The sequence below is a fragment of the Planctomicrobium mucosum genome, from assembly GCF_051466335.1.
In the GTDB taxonomy this organism is placed as follows: Bacteria; Planctomycetota; Planctomycetia; order Planctomycetales; family Planctomycetaceae; genus Planctomicrobium.
In genome coordinates this window covers 193,067-212,621 of the sequence record NZ_CP195793.1, presented here as the reverse complement: position 1 = coordinate 212,621, position 19,555 = coordinate 193,067, and the positions used below count along the sequence as shown (strand labels likewise).

16 protein-coding genes are annotated in these 19,555 nt (G+C 52.6%); 9 read left to right on the top strand and 7 right to left on the bottom strand.

The genetic code is table 11. The annotated features are described in order from the left end of the window. Positions 1-184 precede the first annotated feature (184 nt). The 3 genes from SH668x_RS00930 to SH668x_RS00920 all read left to right on the top strand — a co-directional run bounded on the left by SH668x_RS00930 (position 185) and on the right by SH668x_RS00920 (position 3,299). Entirely contained in the window at positions 185-1,087 is a 903-nt protein-coding gene (locus SH668x_RS00930; protein ID WP_437186822.1) for a phosphate acyltransferase, read from the top strand. Positions 1,088-1,133: 46 nt separating this feature from the next. Continuing rightward, positions 1,134-1,583, top strand: coding sequence for a D-aminoacyl-tRNA deacylase (dtd, locus tag SH668x_RS00925; protein ID WP_437186821.1), 450 nt, complete (start codon positions 1,134-1,136; stop codon positions 1,581-1,583). 132 nt (positions 1,584-1,715) lie between these two features. After that, complete coding sequence (locus tag SH668x_RS00920; RefSeq protein ID WP_437186820.1) at positions 1,716-3,299, top strand: Na+/H+ antiporter; 1,584 nt, start codon at positions 1,716-1,718, stop codon at positions 3,297-3,299. 261 nt (positions 3,300-3,560) lie between these two features. Here the strand turns inward: SH668x_RS00920 and mtnA are convergent, their stop codons facing one another. From mtnA to SH668x_RS00895, 5 genes are all read right to left on the bottom strand, one after another. Further along, a complete protein-coding gene (gene mtnA / locus SH668x_RS00915) occupies positions 3,561-4,628 on the bottom strand; it encodes an S-methyl-5-thioribose-1-phosphate isomerase (protein WP_437186819.1) in 1,068 nt (355 codons plus the stop codon). 32 nt (positions 4,629-4,660) lie between these two features. Continuing rightward, complete coding sequence (locus SH668x_RS00910; RefSeq protein ID WP_437186818.1) at positions 4,661-5,884, bottom strand: FAD-binding oxidoreductase; 1,224 nt, start codon at positions 5,882-5,884, stop codon at positions 4,661-4,663. Positions 5,885-6,118: 234 nt separating this feature from the next. Continuing rightward, positions 6,119-6,685, bottom strand: a complete 567-nt coding sequence (locus tag SH668x_RS00905) for a YqgE/AlgH family protein (RefSeq protein ID WP_437186817.1) — start codon at positions 6,683-6,685, stop codon at positions 6,119-6,121. Positions 6,686-7,040: 355 nt separating this feature from the next. Then, positions 7,041-8,096, bottom strand: a complete 1,056-nt coding sequence (locus SH668x_RS00900; protein WP_437186816.1) for a sigma-54 interaction domain-containing protein — start codon at positions 8,094-8,096, stop codon at positions 7,041-7,043. Positions 8,097-8,293: 197 nt separating this feature from the next. Beyond that, entirely contained in the window at positions 8,294-9,166 is an 873-nt protein-coding gene (locus SH668x_RS00895; RefSeq protein ID WP_437186815.1) for a DUF4159 domain-containing protein, read from the bottom strand. A 212-nt stretch (positions 9,167-9,378) separates the two neighbouring features. Between SH668x_RS00895 and SH668x_RS00890 the strand changes: the two genes are divergently transcribed. The 4 genes from SH668x_RS00890 to SH668x_RS00875 all read left to right on the top strand — a co-directional run bounded on the left by SH668x_RS00890 (position 9,379) and on the right by SH668x_RS00875 (position 13,407). Further along, positions 9,379-10,350 (top strand): aspartate carbamoyltransferase catalytic subunit, encoded by a 972-nt coding sequence (locus SH668x_RS00890; RefSeq protein ID WP_437186814.1) that lies wholly within the window; start codon positions 9,379-9,381, stop codon positions 10,348-10,350. 112 nt (positions 10,351-10,462) lie between these two features. Further along, positions 10,463-11,746: a dihydroorotase gene (locus tag SH668x_RS00885; RefSeq protein ID WP_437186813.1), complete on the top strand. Its 1,284-nt coding sequence runs from the start codon at positions 10,463-10,465 to the stop codon at positions 11,744-11,746. Positions 11,747-11,843: 97 nt separating this feature from the next. Further along, positions 11,844-12,281, top strand: coding sequence for a hypothetical protein (locus SH668x_RS00880; RefSeq protein WP_437186812.1), 438 nt, complete (start codon positions 11,844-11,846; stop codon positions 12,279-12,281). Between the two features lie 103 nt (positions 12,282-12,384). After that, positions 12,385-13,407, top strand: coding sequence for a phosphotransferase enzyme family protein (locus tag SH668x_RS00875; RefSeq protein WP_437186811.1), 1,023 nt, complete (start codon positions 12,385-12,387; stop codon positions 13,405-13,407). 307 nt (positions 13,408-13,714) lie between these two features. On the opposite strand, the gene SH668x_RS00870 is transcribed toward SH668x_RS00875, so the two are convergent. Then, positions 13,715-15,949, bottom strand: coding sequence for a hypothetical protein (locus SH668x_RS00870; RefSeq protein WP_437186810.1), 2,235 nt, complete (start codon positions 15,947-15,949; stop codon positions 13,715-13,717). A 460-nt stretch (positions 15,950-16,409) separates the two neighbouring features. Here SH668x_RS00870 and SH668x_RS00865 point away from each other — a divergent pair, with 460 nt between their 5' ends. Further along, complete coding sequence (locus tag SH668x_RS00865; RefSeq protein ID WP_437186809.1) at positions 16,410-17,468, top strand: DUF1559 domain-containing protein; 1,059 nt, start codon at positions 16,410-16,412, stop codon at positions 17,466-17,468. 49 nt (positions 17,469-17,517) lie between these two features. Here the strand turns inward: SH668x_RS00865 and SH668x_RS00860 are convergent, their stop codons facing one another. Beyond that, entirely contained in the window at positions 17,518-17,964 is a 447-nt protein-coding gene (locus SH668x_RS00860) for a hypothetical protein (protein ID WP_437186808.1), read from the bottom strand. Between the two features lie 451 nt (positions 17,965-18,415). Between SH668x_RS00860 and SH668x_RS00855 the strand changes: the two genes are divergently transcribed. After that, positions 18,416-19,306 carry a menaquinone biosynthesis family protein gene (locus SH668x_RS00855; RefSeq protein WP_437186807.1) on the top strand — a complete coding sequence of 297 codons (891 nt, stop codon included), beginning with the start codon at positions 18,416-18,418 and terminating at the stop codon, positions 19,304-19,306. The last annotated feature ends 249 nt before the right edge of the window (positions 19,307-19,555 follow it).

Sequence of the window (19,555 nt, the reverse complement as noted above, 5' to 3'; positions counted from 1 at the left end):
AACTTCTACTGATTCCCTGTTATCGATGGCATTTACACAGAGAAACTGTTGAGAATACCCTTTCCATCAGAAATCGTGTTGTCCGTCCCGAAGGTCTGTCTGTTAGTCATCTGTTCTGAGAGCAAAACCAGTCAGACCAAAGGGACTTCACTGCACTGCATGAATCGACCTCGGACTGAACGACATGGCACTCAAAAGCTTTGAAGAGTTGTATGCATCTGCGGATCGCCTCGAAACTCCAGTGGGCGTAGCTGCTGCTGGGGGAGCAGATTCAACTGTCATTCAGGCAATGGAATTTGCGCGTCGTCGCGGCTGGATTCGGCCGATTCTCGCAGGTAACCCTGCTCAAATTCAGGAAGTGGCCAGCCAGCTCGATATCGACCTGAGTCCATTCGAAGTGATTGAAGATGCTCCCGATTCCGCAGTGGAAGCGGTCCGAGCTGTCCGCAGTGGCAACGCTCAATTGCTCATGAAGGGCCAACTCCCGACCCCTTCACTCATGAAAGCTGTCCTCGACAAAGAGAACGGCTTACGCACGGGAAAAACGATCTGCCAGATTGTCCTGATGGAGATCAAAAAAGACCAACGCTCGTTTTTGATGACAGACACCGGAGTCACAATCGCTCCGACGTTCGAACAGAAGAAGCAGCTCATCGAGCTCATTGCAGAGACCGCCCAGCGGTTGGGAGAATCGTCCCCGCGCGTGGCACTGATGGCTGCGACGGAGAAGGTGACGCCAGCCATGCCGGACACCCTGGAAACAGAGAAGCTGGTTGAGCTCGCTGCTTCCGGCGAATTTGGAACCGCCATCGTTCAAGGACCACTTTCGTTCGACCTTGCTTACGCAAGTGTCGCTGGGCAGAGGAAAGGAATTCAGGGCGAAGTGACTGGCGCGGCGGATGCGATGGTCTTCCCAGATCTCCTTTCAGCGAACCTGACCGTAAAGGGAATCATGTACACTGCCAACTGTAGCTTTGGTGGTGTCCTCCGCGGGACGACAGCGCCGGTTGTGTTCATGTCACGGGCAGACAACGTTGAGACCCGAATCAATTCGATGTCGTACGCTCTTCACCTGTTGAACCGCTAACAAGCATCCCCGGCCATTTTCTTCTATTGAGTCGAAATTCAAGGTTATGCGTGCAGTCGTTCAACGTGTTTCATCCTCCAGTGTTATTGTTGATGGAGAGGTGGTCGGGAAAATTGGGCGAGGCTTCCTCGTTTTATTGGGAATTGGAACTGCGGACACTCCTGCGGATGTCGTTTACCTCGCTGGAAAAATCGCAGGATTAAGAGTCTTTGAAGACGACGAAGCAAAGATGAACTGCTCGATTCAGGACGTCGGAGGATCGATGCTGATTGTCAGTCAGTTCACCTTGTACGGGGACTGCCGTAAGGGACGACGCCCAAGTTTTATTGATGCAGCACGTCCTGAAGTCGCAGAACCTCTTTACAACAGTTTCGTCGCTGAAATACGGGGGCAGGGGATTCACGTCGAGACTGGTCGATTCCAGCAACATATGGACGTCAGCCTCGTTAACGATGGCCCCATCACGTTATTGATCGACAGCAAAAAAGCGTTCTAGCTCCTGCTTCCACTTTGATCAAAGAAACCGACTCAGCCCCTTCGTTTCGCTCCGCTCGCGAAGTCCACCGTAAACCATTCCCTGAGATGCATCAATCCGCTGCCGCTGAAGTACCGAACTGAGTTTGAAATTATGAATCCAGCGGAACTGATTATTGGTTTGATGTTCCTCGCGACAATCCTCTCTGCAATCGCGGCCAGAGTGGGAGTCGCCTACCCGATCGTGCTTGTTCTGGGCGGACTGATTCTCAGCTTCACCCCGGGCGTTCCGCTCGTTCAGATCCCCCCCGACGTCATCTTTCTGGTCTTCATTCCGCCGTTAATCTATCAACCCGCAGCACAGGTCGCGTTGATGGATTTCAAGTCGAGCTGGTTCCCCATTGCCGGATTATCGTTCGGATTGGTTTTCCTCTCGCTATTGGCTGTCAGCTCGCTGGTTTGCGTGATTCTCCCCGGATTCACCTGGCCGATGGCGCTGGTTCTTGCAGCGATTCTTGCGCCAACAGACCTCATTGCCGTTAATGCGATTACGAATCGCACTCCGATCCCTCGAGATGTCGCAACCGTGCTGGATGGAGAAAATCTGTTCAATGATGTCGTCGCGTTCGTGGCATACAAAATCGCCATTGGAGCGGTGATCAGCGGAGTCTTCACAGTTCAACATACGTTGGCCGAGTTCGCTTGGGATTCCGTATTCGGAATTCTGACGGGGCTCGCCGTGGGAGCGGTTTCGATCTGGATTCGTTCTCATGAAAAAGACCCTGTTCTGAACAGTGCGATCTCGTTAATGACTTCATTTGCAGCCTATCTGACTGGGGAAGCGGTCGGAGCTTCGGGAGTTCTCTCAACCGTCACCGCGGGCCTGTTCGTCGGCGGTGCGTTGCCTCGAATACTGCAAGCTGAAACCCGTCAGAGTTCCAGTTCATTCTGGTCTGGGCTGAAGTTTCTTCTCGAAGGATTGGCGTTTGTTCTGATCGGACTGGAACTTCGTCCGGTTCTCGCATCCTTGTCTGACTTCCCGAGATCGACACTTTTTCGCGACGCAGCGCTCATCTGCAGTTTGGTCATCTTGTTGAGACTCGTCTGGGTCGCTGGCTTGTTTGGGCTGCGACTACTGATCCAGAGAGTTTTCCAATTCAAGATTTTTCAATCAGACTGGAGAAATTCACTCATCGTCGCCTGGTGTGGAACAAGAGGACTCGATTCGCTCGCAGCAGCACTGGCCATCCCATTGTTGATGTCTGATGGGGTCACACCATTTCCAAATCGAGAGTTAATCATCTTTCATGCCGTTTGTGTCATCTTCGTCACATTGCTTTTCCAGGGAGCAACGCTTCCATTGCTGATCCGCTGGCTGAATGTTCCGCCAGATGAATCTGAAGAAAAGGAAGTTCGTGCCGCCCGCTTTGCTGCTGCGCAAGCTGCCATCAGTGTGCTGGAAGTGATGACTCCGGAAGACGAAGAAACGGCTCAGTTAGTTGAGCAAATGCGGCGAACATATGAGAAACGGGCAAGGCGGTTCTCCCCCAAGGATGATCCTCATGAACCCGATGAGAATTCCCGTCTTGTCGTTTCGAGTACCGAACTGAAGCTGAAGGTTCTGGATGCTCGTCGGGCTGCAGTACTCAGTCTTCGAGGGGAAGGCCTCATCGGGAGTAGTGCGTATCATCAGGTCGAGCGGATACTGGACCTTGAAGAAATGCAGATCCGCAGCTAGTGCGTCTCTCACCAGACTATGGCTTACCAGCGGCGATCTACGCAGCGTTTGAACGAGTTTTTTCCACCATTCGCCGCCACACACCTCTGAGGCAGAGGCTAATTGGAATGTGCATTTCCATGTCGGGGCCTTAATTCACCGACACAAAAAAAGAGGATCCCAACGGCTGGAATCCTCTTGAAGTTCGCAATGTGAGATTCAGGCTGCCGTCGTCATATCGAAGAAGCCACGGGGGCTTATCAACAACAGCTGCAGTCCAGACTATTTTCCGATGAGAGCCCGGACATTTGCTTCGTTGACCGGTTGAATAATCCCGCGTTCAGTAATGATTGCTGTGATGCACTCTGCAGGGGCCACATCAAACGCAGGATTGTAAACGCTTGTTCCTTCAGGAGCGGTCTGGCGTCCGAAACCGTGTGTGATCTCTTCAGATTTCCGCTCTTCAATCGGAATTTGTGCTCCAGATTGAATTGAGAGATCAAAGGTGCTCGAAGGCGCTGCCACGTAGAAGGGAATGCCGTGAGCCTTGGCCAGCAGCGAGACGGAATACGTTCCAATCTTGTTTGCGGAATCACCATTGGCTGCAATGCGGTCTGCTCCGACGATAACAGCCTGAATCCTGCCTTCCTTCATCACCCATCCCGCCATGTTGTCGCAGATCAGGGTCACTGGCACTCCACGTTGCTGAAGCTCCCATGTTGTCAGGCGGGCTCCCTGAAGCAATGGACGGGTTTCATCGGCGTAAACGTGAATCTTCTTTCCTGCTGCAGCCGAAGCGAACATGACTGCCAAGGCGGTTCCATCTCCTGCTGTCGCCAGTCCACCTGCGTTGCAGTGAGTCAAAATTCCACTGCCATCCTGAACGAGCGTGGCTCCATGACGACCGATGGCTGCACACATTTCGCGATCTTCGACTTCGATCGCTTTTGCTTCTTCCAGCAGGTGTGCACACAATTCCTCTGGAGCGAGTTCAGGCTTGGCAGTTGCAGCAGCCTGCATCCGATCAAGCGCCCAGAACAAGTTGACGGCAGTTGGGCGACTTTCTGCGAGATATCCAGTCACTTCATTGAGACGGCGATCGAAAGCGTCCCGCGTGTTCTCGGTTGTTCCTGTCTGCAGACCAATCACCACGCCATACGCTGCGGCACATCCAATCGCAGGGGCTCCACGAACTCTTAGCGACTTGATCGCTTCCCAAACCTGATCGACCGTCTTGCACTCAATTTCTTGAAATTCGACTGGCAACAATGTCTGGTCGATCATCGTCAGATAGCCATCGATGCCACCATTCCAATACATGGTGCGTGGGGCTTCTGTTTGTGTTGTCATCACTTTACTTTCATCAGAATCAAAAAAATTCTTTACCAGAATCGCCCTGGATTCAGCAGCCCGGCTGGGTCGAAGGTTTGTTTTAATTGTCGCATCAGCGTTTCCCCTTTCAGCGAATCGCCGAAAGTCGTGATCTCCGGATCGCCCGCTTTCTGCCCACCAAGAATGACCAGTGATCCCTTGGAAACCTGCGCCGCTGCTCGGAGCGAGTTCACAGTTGCCGCAACCGGATTTGAGGATGTGATCGTCTCAGGGAAGTGAGCGACCACGGTTCCGCTTCCAGCATGAGCCTGAACGGAAAGCCCCGCTTGCGTACACTGGTCGACAAATGAGCTGACGTTCGAAGGGAGAAGACTGGCCTGAAACGTCAACGAAGGTTCGGAGAGTGCTTGAAATTCAGTCAAGCTGTTCCCGAGTGTCGCGGCCCTTTCACCGGTCACTTGGATGGGAGTGGAGCCGTGACAAGATGCCATCTCTTCAGTCACAGTTCGAGCCTGCCAGTCCGTCTCCGCGGCACTGCCTGCGAATCCGACACAGAGCAGAAACGCCCCTGCAGGAAGCTCCGAATTCGCCCCCTGGAACATCTGTTGTGCAGCTTGTCTATTCAGCAGATCGAGGATTACAGGTCGAGTTGCTGAGGTGTTCAGCTTTGCGAGAACAGCCTGAATTTCAGCAGTCGTCTGGCTGGGAAGGACCACAAACGATTTCGATTGTGGTTGAGGAACCAGCTTCAGCGTCACCTGTGTGATGATCCCTAATGTCCCGAGAGATCCAATCAGCAATTTGCAGAGGTCATAGCCGGCGACGTTTTTGACGACGCGACCACCTGCTGAGTACAGGCGCCCTTGCCCGTCGATCGCTGAAATGCCAATGACGTAGTCTCGAAAGGTACCATAGCCGAAGCGTGATGGTCCGCTTGCATTCGCTGCGATTGCGCCTGCAAGTGTTGCTTTGCCACTCTGAGCGATATCGATCGGAAGCTGCTGCTTTTCGACGGAAAGAATCTCTTGTAATTGGGAGATCGTCATCCCCGCTTCGACAGTGATCGTCATATCACGCGCGGGATAATCAACGACCCGATTCAGCTTCTCCGTCGAAACTTCAAGTGGATTTCCGACGACCGCTCCCCCGTACTTTAGCGAGGTACGACCACCAACTGGCATCAGAGTGACACGCTGGCCATTGTAGTTTTCGGACATCAGACGGCTGAGCTCTTCCGCTGACGATGGAATCCATTCTGAGATTGGCGCTGACACGATCAACTTCTTCGCAAGGGTCCTCGAGCGAGCATTGCTGACTCACTCATATGGAAATTCAAAACGGGGGCACTTCACCCCGATTTCTGTTCCGACAATGACCAGTCCTGCAAAGTGTTTCAAGTGTCCCGGACCGTCGATTCATCAATGATCGACAATGTTTGCCCTCAACGACGCTCGAACTGAAGAATTCTTACGATCTATCCTGCGAAAGAACGAACTCACACAGGGGGGCTAATTCCATTCCGGGTGGTCGCAGGCCACAGGAAGAATGCGTCGTGACTGTAGCGACTGGTGATATAGTTCATCCCATAAAGAGTAGGGATCTGAACTGAAGACATGATCGGAGTGGGCTGGGACGACGATCCAGTCTCCCCGGTCCAGTTCATCCTGAAGTTGCCCAGGCCCCCATCCGGCGCATCCACAGTAAACCCGGTACTGGAACTGTGAAACACCTGTCCCGCAATGGCAAACGATGCTCTCGAAGACTTCCGCGCTACTTCCCATGTAGACGCCGGGAACGACCGCCAACTCGCAGGGATCCAGCTCTTTCGAATTATGAACGATAAACAAGGCTGCTGGCTCAACCGGCCCACCTGTATAAACTGGGCTGTGATTCTCGAGGAGATCCAGATGCCCGTTCAGAACATTGCCGACAGTGACAGCAGTAGGTCGGTTCAGCACCAGCCCCATCGCCCCGTCGAGGCCATCTTCCACGATCAATACGGTCGATTTGAAGAAGTTGCAATCTCTTAGATGCGAACCTGCAACCAGAACATGTCCTCGAAGTGATGTGCTCATGAATTATTGCTTGATCATCTCGTCGGGTCTGAAACCGATTAAAGCCGCCTACCAGAAAGGATCAACAGAAAAGAGGCTGCTAATGAACAGTTGACTTGAGAGCAGATCGTACGAACTGGTTCTGCATGAAACCATTATAACCAAGTGGAACTCGCAGAATAGACTTTCTTCTGGTCCAGAAGAAAAATCTCGCGAGCATGTCCAAGGATATCACACGATCGACATCTGCCTGAGGAACAATTCAACTCACAACGATCGAAGTGAGGTTTTCATCAAAATATGACGTTCGAACAGCGATGGCCACTCGACCTGCGGACCCGCAGTGGATAGTCAGTGCCCCTCTTTCAAACCGAACCTAGCGAGCTTCGCTATGCAGATCAAAATCATCGATCTTCTTGTGCAGGGTATTCCGGTTAATTCCTAGGCGAGTAGCAGCTTTTGTCTGAGTCCCCTGACATTCCCTCAAGACCTGGAGAATGAGTTCTCTTTCGACAAGCCCGATGACGCCATCATGAAATTTGCCCTCAACCGCAACTTCCTTCAAGCCACGTGAGACAAGTTCCGTGCAGAGCGACTGCAAGTCTGACCGGTCGACTCGCCCCAGGCGGACAGGAGCCTGTCCTCGCACATGACTTGGCAGCAGTTCCGGGGTCAGTTTATCCCCATCTGCCAGCACGATTGCCCGCTCAATGTAGTTCTGCAACTCGCGGACATTTCCCGGCCAGCTATACGCTTTCAGGTAGGCAAGCGCTTCGCCAGTGAGGTGAAGCGTTGGCCGCCGATTGACGGTCGCGTACCGATTTACAAAAAATTCGGCCAATTCAGGGATGTCATCTCGCCGCTCACGAAGTGGCGGAACGTAGATCGGCAATACGTTCAAGCGATAGTAAAGGTCTTCCCGAAAGGTTCCGAGCTCGACCATCTCAGTCAGGTCACGATTGGTTGCTGCGATAATTCGACAGTCCACGCTAATCGTTTTGGTGTCCCCCACTCGCTCGAACTGTTGCTCCTGTAAAACCCGCAACAGTTTGACCTGGAGCGTGGGGCTAATCGAATTGATTTCGTCCAGAAACAGCGTCCCGCCGTGCCCCGCCTCGAATCGTCCGGTCCGATTCTCAATCGCATTTGTAAACGCGCCGCGAACGTGACCAAACAACTCGCTTTCGAGCAGGCTCTCACTCAGAGCCCCGCAGTTTACTCTCACGAAAGGACCACTGGCTCGCGGGCTCAGCTCATGGACAGCACGGGCAACCAGTTCCTTACCAGAACCCGTTTCCCCAAGTAGCAGAACAGTCGCAGAGCTGTTCGCGATTTTCCGTACGTGACGGAACAATTCCAGCATGACCTGACATGAGCCGACAAACCCCGGAAACGGAGAAGCGTCAGTCTGCGATGATGTTGCAAGCGACATAGTGGCTCACGCAGTGCGTCTAAATCTGGCAATACTGCACCCATTGTAAGCGTGTTCGTTTAAAAGACAACGAGCGTCCGGTCACGGTTTCCGGATTTTCGCCCGTTTTATCATCAATAAACCAAAATGCACAAAGAGTAAGCAGGTTGTTTGGCGACCTGCGCAGCCAGAAAGCAGGTCAAAGTACGACCAGCTGGCTAGTGGGTCATCACGTAGAAGATGATGTTAATCCCCATAGGATAGGCCAATTTCTCTGAGTACTCGCGGAAGTACGACTCATCTTCGCCCTCCCGCTCCCAACCGTCACCAAGATCAGTGTTGTGGCAAGCGAGCGCCATGAGCCTGCCGTTGCCATCAAAGTAACCACGGTAGTGAGCCTCCTGAGCATCAAAACGCTCGGTCCTGAGTCCCTGCTGGTGATGACCAATCGCAGGAACCATCGGCTTTTCTTTCAGCTCATAGACAATATTGAAGATCGGATGATCCAGCGGAAGATCCACGGGGTGCACATCAGGAAGAACCTTCTCCATCTCGTGAGCAAAGGCAGACCACTCATACTCTCCCCAGAAATCGTCGAACATCGCAAAACCACCGTTTTGGAGGTACTTGCGAAACGCCGATGCCTCTTCTTCCGTGAGATTCAGACCGTGGCCGGGTTCAACAAAGTACAAAAAAGGGTAGTTGAAAATTCTCGGATCCGTCAGCTCCAGAACGATCGGATCAGGTGCCACCTTCAGAGAGGTCAACTGCTGTAAGCGATACGAAAAATTCAAATCGCTGTCTGGGTAGTCAATCTTCCATGACCCAAACCGTCCACCATGCGGATTGTACATCACGCGTACAAACGTGAATAAATCCTCCTGGAAGTCAGGGTCGGTCTCCCAGTCTGGAGTCCCATTGCGATCGATTAAAAACCCCGTCGGAGGATAGAAGCCATTCGATGTCGCGTCTGGAAATTGCCGCGAGCGCCCGGGCGAGTCAAACCTGTCAAACGAACGCATTCGAAGCTGCGAGTACGCCGTGGCGCCGACAGTTGCCACGACCACTAAGGCGAGAATTCCTCGATACATTTCAGCTCCGTGCGTGAAGACGAGACCGCAGCAGACACAACGAAATCATAACCGCCGATCCGAAGTAATTTCCAGACTCATCGGTGTCGCTGACCAACAGATCTTGTGATTGGATTCAGGAAAACCGAGGAATTGATTGCCGCTGGGCTTTTCGAAAGCTAGGATGTTCTTCATCCTAAAAACATCATTCTGTTGCTAGACCTTTGCCTCGCATGGTTGCTCACCCCCCAGCTCCGGTCACGCTGAATTTATGGACGCGTTGCCACCTTTTGGGTCTTCAGGATTTGAGTCGGGAGGAGATTGAACTCATCCTTGACCACGCTGCCTGGTTCAAACACCAACAGCAATCCGGAGATAAGCTGACACATCTGAAGGGGCGAGTCGTCGCCAATCTCTTCTTTGAAGCGAGCACAAGAACCCGGACCAGTTTCAGTCTCGCAGCCAAACGGCTGAGCGCTGACACCGTCGACTTCTCGGCATCCGGAAGCAGCATCTCCAAGGGGGAAACGTTCATCGACACGGCATTGACGATCGAGTCAATGGGAGTCGATCTCATGGTCGTGCGTCACAAATCACCCGGCGCTCCAGCCATGCTCGCCCGTCATGTGAAATGCGGGATTTTGAATGCAGGCGACGGAACCCACGAGCACCCGACTCAGGGACTCCTGGACATCTTCACGATTCGTGAGAAACTGGGGTCGCTTGAGGGAAAGACCGTCACACTTGTCGGTGACATCAAACACTCGCGAGTCGCACGGTCCAATATCTGGGGATTAACCAAGCTCGGAGCCAAGGTGATTGTCTGCGGCCCAGCCACGCTGATTCCGCCTCACATTGAACAGCTCGGGGTTCGGGTCTCGAACCGGTTCGATGACATCCTCGAGGAATCCGATGTGATCAACCTGCTGCGCGTTCAATTTGAACGACAGCGAGGAGCCTACTTCCCATCGATCGCAGAATACGCGCACTTGTTCGGAATGAATCGCGAACGCCTTCAACGATCAAAGAAAAACGTATTGATTCTCGCCCCCGGCCCTATCAATCGTGGAGTGGAAATCAGTTCTGATGTCGCTGATGGAGCGAACTCACAAATCCTCCATCAAGTCACAAACGGATTGTTCGTCCGCATGGCCTGCCTCGACCTGCTGGCACATCGCCATCTCGGCTCTCAAAACGATTGCTGACTGGCGATTGCAACTCCGCGCGATGCTCGTCGAACAGCGTGCGTCAATTTGACATTCAACGGCAGCCGATCATACCGCTTGGTTGCCCGGCTCAAAAAAGAGAAAACCGGTTATGTCCTCGCTGCTCATTAAAAACGGGCGAATCATTGATCCCTCTCGCAACGTCGACCATGTCGCGGACTTGCTGATCAGTGATGGGCGAATCGAGCAAATCGGTCTCTCTATTTCTCACGCAGATCAGATCATCGATGCCACTGGGATGATTGTCTCCCCCGGATTCATCGACTGCCACGTCTCATTCAGAGAACCTGGATTCGATGAAGACGAAACGATTTCTTCGGGAGCAGAAGCTGCGCTGGCCGGTGGGTTTACCACAGTTGCCTGCCTGCCTGAAACGATCCCGGCGATCGATAGTCGCGCTTCCGCAGAATTCATCGTACGACAAGGGGAACGAGCCAATCGCTGCCGAGTTCTTCCAATCGGAACCGTGACAAAAAACCGTGAAGGAAATGAGTTGTCCGAGATCGGTCAGCTCATCAACGGTGGCGCGGTCGCATTTTCCGATGGAAAGCAGGCGATCTCCAATGCTGAAATCATGAGACGTGGCCTTCAGTACACAAGCATGTGGAACAAGCCTGTTCTTCACCATGCTCAGGTTCCTGAACTTGTGCATGACGGGATCATGCATGAAGGTTACCAGTCGACGGTCTTCGGGCTGCGAGGAATGCCCGCTGCCGCTGAAGAAATCATGGTTCGTCGTGACATTGCTCTGGCCGAGTCAACAGGCGGCCGGGTCCATCTGATGTGTCTTTCATCGCGCCGAAGTATTGAAGAGGTTCGACAGGCGATCAGCCGCGATCTGAAGGTTTCGGCTGACGTCACACCACATCACCTGCTCCTCACTGATGAGTGCATGAACAGCTATCATGCCAATTACAAGGTCGACCCACCATTTCGCACAGCAGACCACCGCGATGCGTTGATTGAAGGACTCAAGGACAACACCATCAAGATCATTGCTTCCGATCACCAGCCATATGCTGATGAGAAGAAGAACCTCGAAATGGATAGTGCTCCATTTGGAATTGTTGGCCTGGAAACACTTTTGGCTCTGTGCGTTGAAGCCTTGATTCTCCCTAACCATCTCGACTGGCCTGACCTCCTCCGTAAGCTAACGACAGGCCCCGCCGAACTGCTCTCGCTGGCAAGTGGAACCTTGGCTGTCGGGTCAGATGCAGATGTGACGATTATCGATCCCAACGCCAAATGGGTCGTTCGAGGAAGCCAGTTCAAATCCCGAAGTCGCAACACTCCATTCGAAGGCCGCGAAGTCACTGGAAGAGTGCTTCATACCATCGTGGGAGGCGAGGTGAAGTACTCCGCCCCGCAGTTGTAGTTCTTCTGGAGTTTGATTCCTGAACCCTCGACCTCTCCTGATTTCCTCGTCTGGGCTGCGTGGAGAACATCTCCAAAACTCGTCAGAAAACTTCATCATGACCGTTCGCCAGCGAGCTCGAAAGTTCATCACGATCATCATCGTGGCATTCTTGGCCACGATGCTCTGGGTCGCCTACAAGAAGAATCAAGAACCACAGAAGCCAACCCCGCTGACTTTTCAGCTCTCTGCAGGTGACTTTGTGCGTTCGCTGCAACTCGAGCGGAGCGAAAAAAACGGCGATGAAGCGAGACGGGCACACCACATCAACTTCCGATCATCCAACGGTCCGATCGAAATTACAGTGACCCCGTTCGTTCCGGATGCAGATCCGAAAGCGGTGCAGGAACCGATTGGAAAGGCGAACTCGGATTCTGGGACAATTGATCTGAGTGACTGGAACCCTCTTAAAAAAGAATACGTCATTCAAATGAAGACAGCGAACACCACGGACGTCATTCTGATGATTCATTATGCCCCGGAACAGACTCCCTAGGGCGCCGCTCAAGAGAGTGTAGCGTTCCGGCACTCGCAGCCACATGCCCCTGATACAGGATCCAGGTTGGCTCTCAAGTGGGCTTCACTCGAGGCGACACGCGATGTCCATTTCCGAAAATGAAGTCGAATACCGGCGCATTGCGACTCGATTTCTGCCTACCGAGGAATCGATTCATTCGATTCGAGCTGTCGCAGGAGGATTCAGTTCTTCGCCGGTTTTTCAGATCGACACCACTTTTGCCACCTATGCGCTCAAGGGCTGGAAAGCATCACATTGGCCCGTTGCACGGGTACTTGAACGTCATCGATGGCTGCAGTTTCTTTCCTCAAATCGAATTCCGGTCGCGACTCCGCTGAAGGACCGATTCACAGGATCTTCCGTCTACGAGTCTGCTTCCGGCAGTTGGCAACTTGAACAGTGGATGCCGGGAGGCAGCTCAACTCTCAGCGAGATGACTCCAAATCGTTGGCGTTCGATGATGACAACGCTCGCGACAATGCATCAAGCCTCGTCCCGATTCAAATACCAGAGTGCGGGTAAGGGGTGGTTCGCCGTTAGACACGCACCTTCGTCAACTCTCGAGGAGCGGCGACTCATCATTGCCACCTGGACAGCTGAAAAGAGACGCCGTGCAACTCATCAACTTCAAAATGCTCCCCGCCGATTTCGAGAATCCGCTTTGGCCATTCTCTCTGCATTTTCTCAATTCGCACCACAAGTCGACCAGCAACTCGCAGCACTCGAAGTGGAGAAGGTCCTTCTGATTCCCTGTCACCGCGATCTCTGGAACGAACACGTGCTGTTCAGTGGAGACACCGTCAGCGGTATCATCGACCCGACAGCAGCACGATCAGAGCATATTGCTTCGGACCTGTCTCGGCTGCTGAGTAGCTTTCTAGACGACTCTGGTTCGAGTTGGAAGCCAGCACTGGACCTTTACCAATCAATTGCACCGCTGTCTTCGATAGACATGCAGATGATAGATGCCTTCAGAGTGAGTAGTATCGTATTGAGCGGGATGACATGGGTCGAGCGGTTCGCTTTCCGACCGGAACTTGAACTGACCGATTCCATCCTTCATCGCATCGAGCTCATCACTCAACGATTGTCACATCTGAAATAAGCGATCCAGATCTTCCTCAAATCACAAATGCGACTGAAGAGCGTGTGTGGGAACCTTCAAAATGGAATGCCTCTAATTGATCGCCAGATAAGACATCATCAATCGCGATCGACCAAACGAGGGCACCGAAGGGGAGGGTGAATGATGACTGACAGCGAGGGAGGTACCTGATGTCAGTGAATGAATTTTCTCCCCCATTCGCCGGTGTCGCTGAGTTGTGACCCGTCATGAAAAAAGCCTGCAACTCTGCAGGCTTCATCCGGATCACAACAGTCGTGACAAGCACGTTTTGAACGTCCCTACGATGCTAATTTCCGACAGGGCTTGGTGAGGCCGGGAATTTGAGTAGCTCTTCTCTGACGGCACCGGGTGTTGGCTTCAAGGCCCCGATGACGCTCTCCAGAGCCACTTTCAGTTCGGGATCAGCTTCGTTTTCCTGTGCCGACTTCAATCCTGAAAGTTTCCCTTTTGACAGCAACAACCCGTATTGATGTACATGGAAAGTGAGCTGTGAGGCTGCCAGTCGTCTGGTTTCGATTGGAAACGCAGCGGATGTCGCAGTCAGCAACAACTGCTCCTGAACCGTGGCAGTTCCGATCGCCCCCAGAGTCACCAAGGCATTTTCCGCCAGCTTCGGATCTGCCACTGCATGCGACAGGGCCTCTTCTGCGGGAGCAAGATCAAAGACATCATTCACATTTCGAATCGCAATTCTTCGAAGCCAAGACGACGCTTCCAGAATCTGTTCTTGCCGCTGTACTGCAGTCAGTGCTGGTGGAGAGAGTTGAGCCAGAATCGGCCCGAGCGTGCGATGAATATCCAACGGCACATTCGCTTCGTCAACGTATACAACTCGCTGAAAATCCTTGGAGATTCTGTCGAACTTGTCGTGGATGTTCGCGGGCCCGTAAATCACAATCGGAATCGAAGCGGTCCGTGAATCCGCTCGCAAGTTCTTGATTGTATCTGTCAGTTCCCAACCGACAACGTTCGGATGAACCACAGCGAGAACAATATCGCCTCGCTCCGAAGCGACCTTGAATCCTTCTTTGCCCGACCGGACATGGCCAGCGTCCAATCCCAGCTGGGTGAAGATCCCCGCAGTGGCATTTCCGCGTGTGACATTCGGATCCATCACGACACTGGCCGGCGTTGCCTGAGAATTCAGAACGCGACTGAGAATTTCGACCACCCGACGCGAATTTCGAAATCGTCGTGTCGGCTCCCAATTCAGGATCGTTACTGCTGCTGCGAACTGAACACGAGAATCTGCTGCATCCAGTGCATCGATGACAGCACTTCGCTGCGAGTCGCTGGAAAGCAGCGAGGTGGAACCATTGAGGGAAAGTGCCTGCAACGATCTCAAGGCGGCGGACGGAATGTGATTATCCAACGCAAATCGCAAGACGAGTGAATTCAACTCCGCACCGCTGCGAACAGCGAGTCCCAAAACTCCATCGTCGGTTTGTGGATGTGGCAGCTTCCACTGATTGAGTTCGACATCACGAGCCAGCAGACTTGCTAGCAACACAACCTGTGCTTGCTGCTGCTCGGGTGAAATTTGTACCGCATTGCGGGCGAAACGCTCCGCGAAGAAGATTCCGGCTAACGTTCGATTGACCGGATGCTCAACGATGGTTCCGGCTTCATCACTCCATGTCCAGACAGGAATCAATTCAACGTCATCGTACAACTCAGGCCACTTAAACTGTCCATTCAACAATTCTGTTGCTTTAGAGACCAAAACTCGCGACGCTCCATCCGATGTCACTCGGTTGACTGCTGCTGCATCGCCGTAGCGGAGACGCGCGATGGCCTCTTTGGCAGCTTGTTGAACACCGGTCGGGCTCTGGTCAGAGAACGCGGGTGCCCACAACCAAATCGTGTCAGCTGAGGAGCCTGTGTGTCCGAGTACCTTGGCTGCAACACTTCGGACTTCTGCGACGGGGGAGGTCAATCCTCCGTATAATGGTTGATTCGCTGCTCGCCCAAGCTGAACGAGAGTCAATGTCAGCGTTTCAACTGACGCGTTCTCTCGATTCGCAATGCTCTTCAGAATTGCGGGAACGGCGTAGGGACCAAGGTGTTTCAGTTCGGCGAGAGATTCCGCACGTTCGCGAGTCGATCCTTCCAGCTTCTGCAAAATTGCTTCGACATACCCCGGCTGTGCTGACCGATTGCGAATCGCTTCATTGAGACGTTCCAGCAATGTGATCGCACCTGGATTCAATTCCGCAACAGAAGTCAGTTGGAGGAATGTCGCCGTTCCATGCTTCTCTCGGATTGCCAGGAGCGTTTCATCACTTGGATTCTCTTCCAGGGTCTGCTGGAGGTAATACTTGGCCAGATCGAGTCTCGCCAGCTTGAGCATGAGCAGAACGGCGTCAAACTTTTCCTCTGCGTTTTTTGGCTTCACAACGAGAGGATCGTCTGCGGGAGAAACTGCGGCAGGAGGAGCCTCTTGCCCCAATCCAATGTTTGTCCAACTCAGAGCAAAAGCACATCCCCAGATCTGTGACCCACGGAGAAGTTTTGACCGCATTTCCAATGCTCCCTGCGCAGTTTGCAGCAACCTGTTCGACCGCATTCCTGATTGTCATTCGATTTCGCCGGAATGCGATATGCCTCGCGGGGCGAGTTTAACGTGACTCAATTTTTGCAAATTGGAGATCCGTCTCGCTGAAAATTCGCGCCGCTCCGGTCTCGGTTCTATCGAAATTCCTCTGCTTCACACTTGAACACTCTGACGCGGCCCGAGGCGATCGATCTGGAATACCTCCTTTCACCTGAATAATCGCTATAGCCAGCACTCCGGGGTCCCTGCAGGCATCTCTGGAAATCTTTGTTCAGCGCGGTGGTTGTCGCCCCTGGCCGTCGGGAATCAATCATGCCATCACCATTGTGGTAAATTTCCTCTGTGTATATAAAAATCAGCACATCAGTATTTTTACGCAAATTGCGCTCGGGAGAACTCCTGTTCATTTCGAACCAGAGGAATGAGAATGCCAAAGCGGGCAACACTGGCAAGCCATCCCGGATTCACATTGATCGAAGCTTTAGTCGCCATCAGTGTCATCAGCGTCTTACTGACATTGTTGCTCCCCGCAGTGCAAACGGTCAGGGAGAGCGCACGCAGATCTCAATGCCGCCAACATTTAAAGCAATTCGGCATCGCACTTCAGCAGTATTCCGACACTCATTCAGTCTATCCTCGAATGTGTCTTGAGTCTCGATCCGCTTCGGGAAGTCAAACCACTGCCACCGGTTGGGCAGGGTTCAGCGTTCACGCAGTACTCCTTCCTTTTCTGGATCAGAATGCACTTTACCAACAGCTCGATTTCAACCGCGTTTACAGAGACGAGCCGAACCAAACTAAGAAGAATGCTCGCGTGTCGACGTTTTTGTGCCCCTCGGAAATTCGTGAGCGGACAATCGGAGGACCTGGTAACAGTTACGTTGTCAGTGGGGGGCCTTCGCTCATCATGATCTCCGCCAGTTCCAAACTGGCGACAATTGGAGGGAACTCCACACCCATTCATGAAAAAGACCAAGTTGGCATGTTCAATATGCGTAAGTGGATACGAATTCGGGACATGCGAGACGGAGTTTCCAACATTATCGCGGCCTCAGAGGGGATTCTCGGTGACGGCGAAGCGACAAAGTACACCCTTGGAGATCTCGTTCGAGGGACGTCATTCCCCGGAGGAATGCCCAACACGTTCGCCAGCCAATCTCAACTCGACGCGTACGGAAGTCTTTGTCACGCGAATTCAGCCAGCCACTATGGGCATGTTCATCGAGAATGGATCAATGGAATGCCGGGTCAGACTGCATTCAGCACTCTCAACGCTCCAAATTCCACGAATCCGGACTGTCATGAGAACAAAGCGAATGGTTGGTACGATAGTCGGGGAGTCTGGACCTCTCGAAGTTACCATTCTGGCTGCGTGAACGTGCTACTCGCTGACGGATCAACTCGCACAATGGCAGATTCCATCGATCTCACCACGTGGCAACGACTTGGAGCGATCAACGATGGATTCACCACACCCAAATTTTGATTGCGATCTACTGCAACCGTTGCAACTTGAAGAGCAGCGGCCCACGTTATCAATCATCTTTGCCTGAAGTCAGAAATCCAGTTTGGGCTGAGATTCCAATCTCAGTCACTTTCTTGCCGCGGCTTGTCGACACGATCCAACTTTTATCTGAAAACCTCACGCCGATAATGGGCCCTGGGTTTGTCGTTTCGAGTTGCTTTAAAACCTCAGCCATCTTCAGTTTAGCTTTGATCTCCTTCAGTTCCTCAATCTCTTCAGTATCGACAATCGCAGAGGAAACAGGGTCGACCTTCAGGCGGTAGCTCTTCCCTTGATGCACGCATTGCATCACCCATTGATGTTCTGCGATTGAGACGGAGTAGACTTCGTATCCCTGTTTAGACACTGACGATACTGTGTGGGACAACGGCTTGGGGTTCATAGGAAATCGCACGTCGGCCGTAGCGAGGTTCACCATAAAAAAGAGTGAAACGGCGCCCAACAATTTCCAGCTCATCGATAAATCGCCTTATTCTTGTGAGTGATGATTCGGGGCAGAGTGAAGTTTGCCACTCAGAATCGAACTCGTCGTAAAATTCAGAGGCAGATCCGCTAGTTTGCCTCTGGAAACCTGAGGACGCGAGCAAAAGCAGGCAGACCTTGCCACAAAAACATGATTTTCAGTGAATTTGTACAACGGATTTGCGGGTCACTGAAGGTGGGGGCGTTCTCCGGGAATCGATTCCGTTTTGAATCGGTGATCCATCGCGTTTCCCCTGCAGCCTCCTTTTCTCTATCGTGTCACTTTGAATGGTCTGATGCCACGTTGAAATCGGAATCGAAACCTGAGATCCCTTCAAATCAGGGATGGCGAATCGAACTCGATTGAGGCTCTAAGACCGAAAAGACACAAGGTAGATCCACATGAGGCCCGGACGAGTGAACGTCTGGGAACTGGCAAAGGTTCCATGAGCAAACAGCAGATTTACGTTGGGCACAGTCCAGATCCGGACGATGCGTTCATGTTTCATGCCCTGGCAAACGACAAGATCGACACAGGCAACTTCCAGTTCCATCACGAGTTGCAAGATATTGAAACGCTCAATCGCCGCGCGTTCGCAGCGGAACTGGAACTGACAGCCGTCAGTCTTCACGGCTATGCCTACCTTACTGAAGCGTATGCACTCTGTGCATGCGGGGCGAGTATGGGAGACAATTACGGCCCCATGGTGGTCGCTCGTGAGCCGATGAGTATCGAACAGCTCAAAGGGAAAACGATCGCAGTACCGGGAACATTGACCACTGCATTTCTGGCGCTCAATCTCTGCCTGAACGGAAAACCCAAGACTTCGACGTGCGAATCACACACCGAAGGGGATGCTGAAACGTTCAAATACGTCGTCCATCCATTTGACGAAATCCTGAACGTCGTCGAACGTGGCGAAGCGGATGCAGGCCTCATCATTCACGAAGGTCAGTTGACTTACATGAATCAGGGGCTGCATCTGATTGTCGACCTTGGAAAATGGTGGATGGAGAAAACAGGGTTGCCGCTTCCATTGGGCGGGAATGCCATCCGCAAAGACCTCGGACCAGAGGCGATGCAGGAAGTGACCCGGCTCCTTCGTGAAAGTATTCGTTACGGACTCGAGAACCGCAAAGAAGCTCTGGCACATGCTGCCAAGTACGGGCGTGATTTGAATAACGAAAAAGCAGATGAGTTCGTCGGGATGTACGTCAACGACTGGACCCTCGATTTTGGCGAGCGCGGACGTGAAGCGGTTGCTCGTCTGCTCAGCGAAGCTCATCAGGCAGGACTGATCCCAGACCCCGTCAAGCTAGAGTTCATCTCTGGTTGATCAATGCCGCTACTTCATTCACATAGAAATATGTCATCGGCCTCCCGCAACGGAGGCCGATTGGCGTTTGGAGGACAAATCTGTCAAGTTAGTGAAATCGGGGCCGAACCAGTTTCTAATTCGTACGTCTACTCTGTCTCTCTGAACTCGACTGATTGGCCGAAAGATCCCGACAATTTCTGAGACGAGATCCGATTCACAAAATTTCGAGTGAGTTTCATTGAAACTTGGCGGTCTTCTTATCGAATT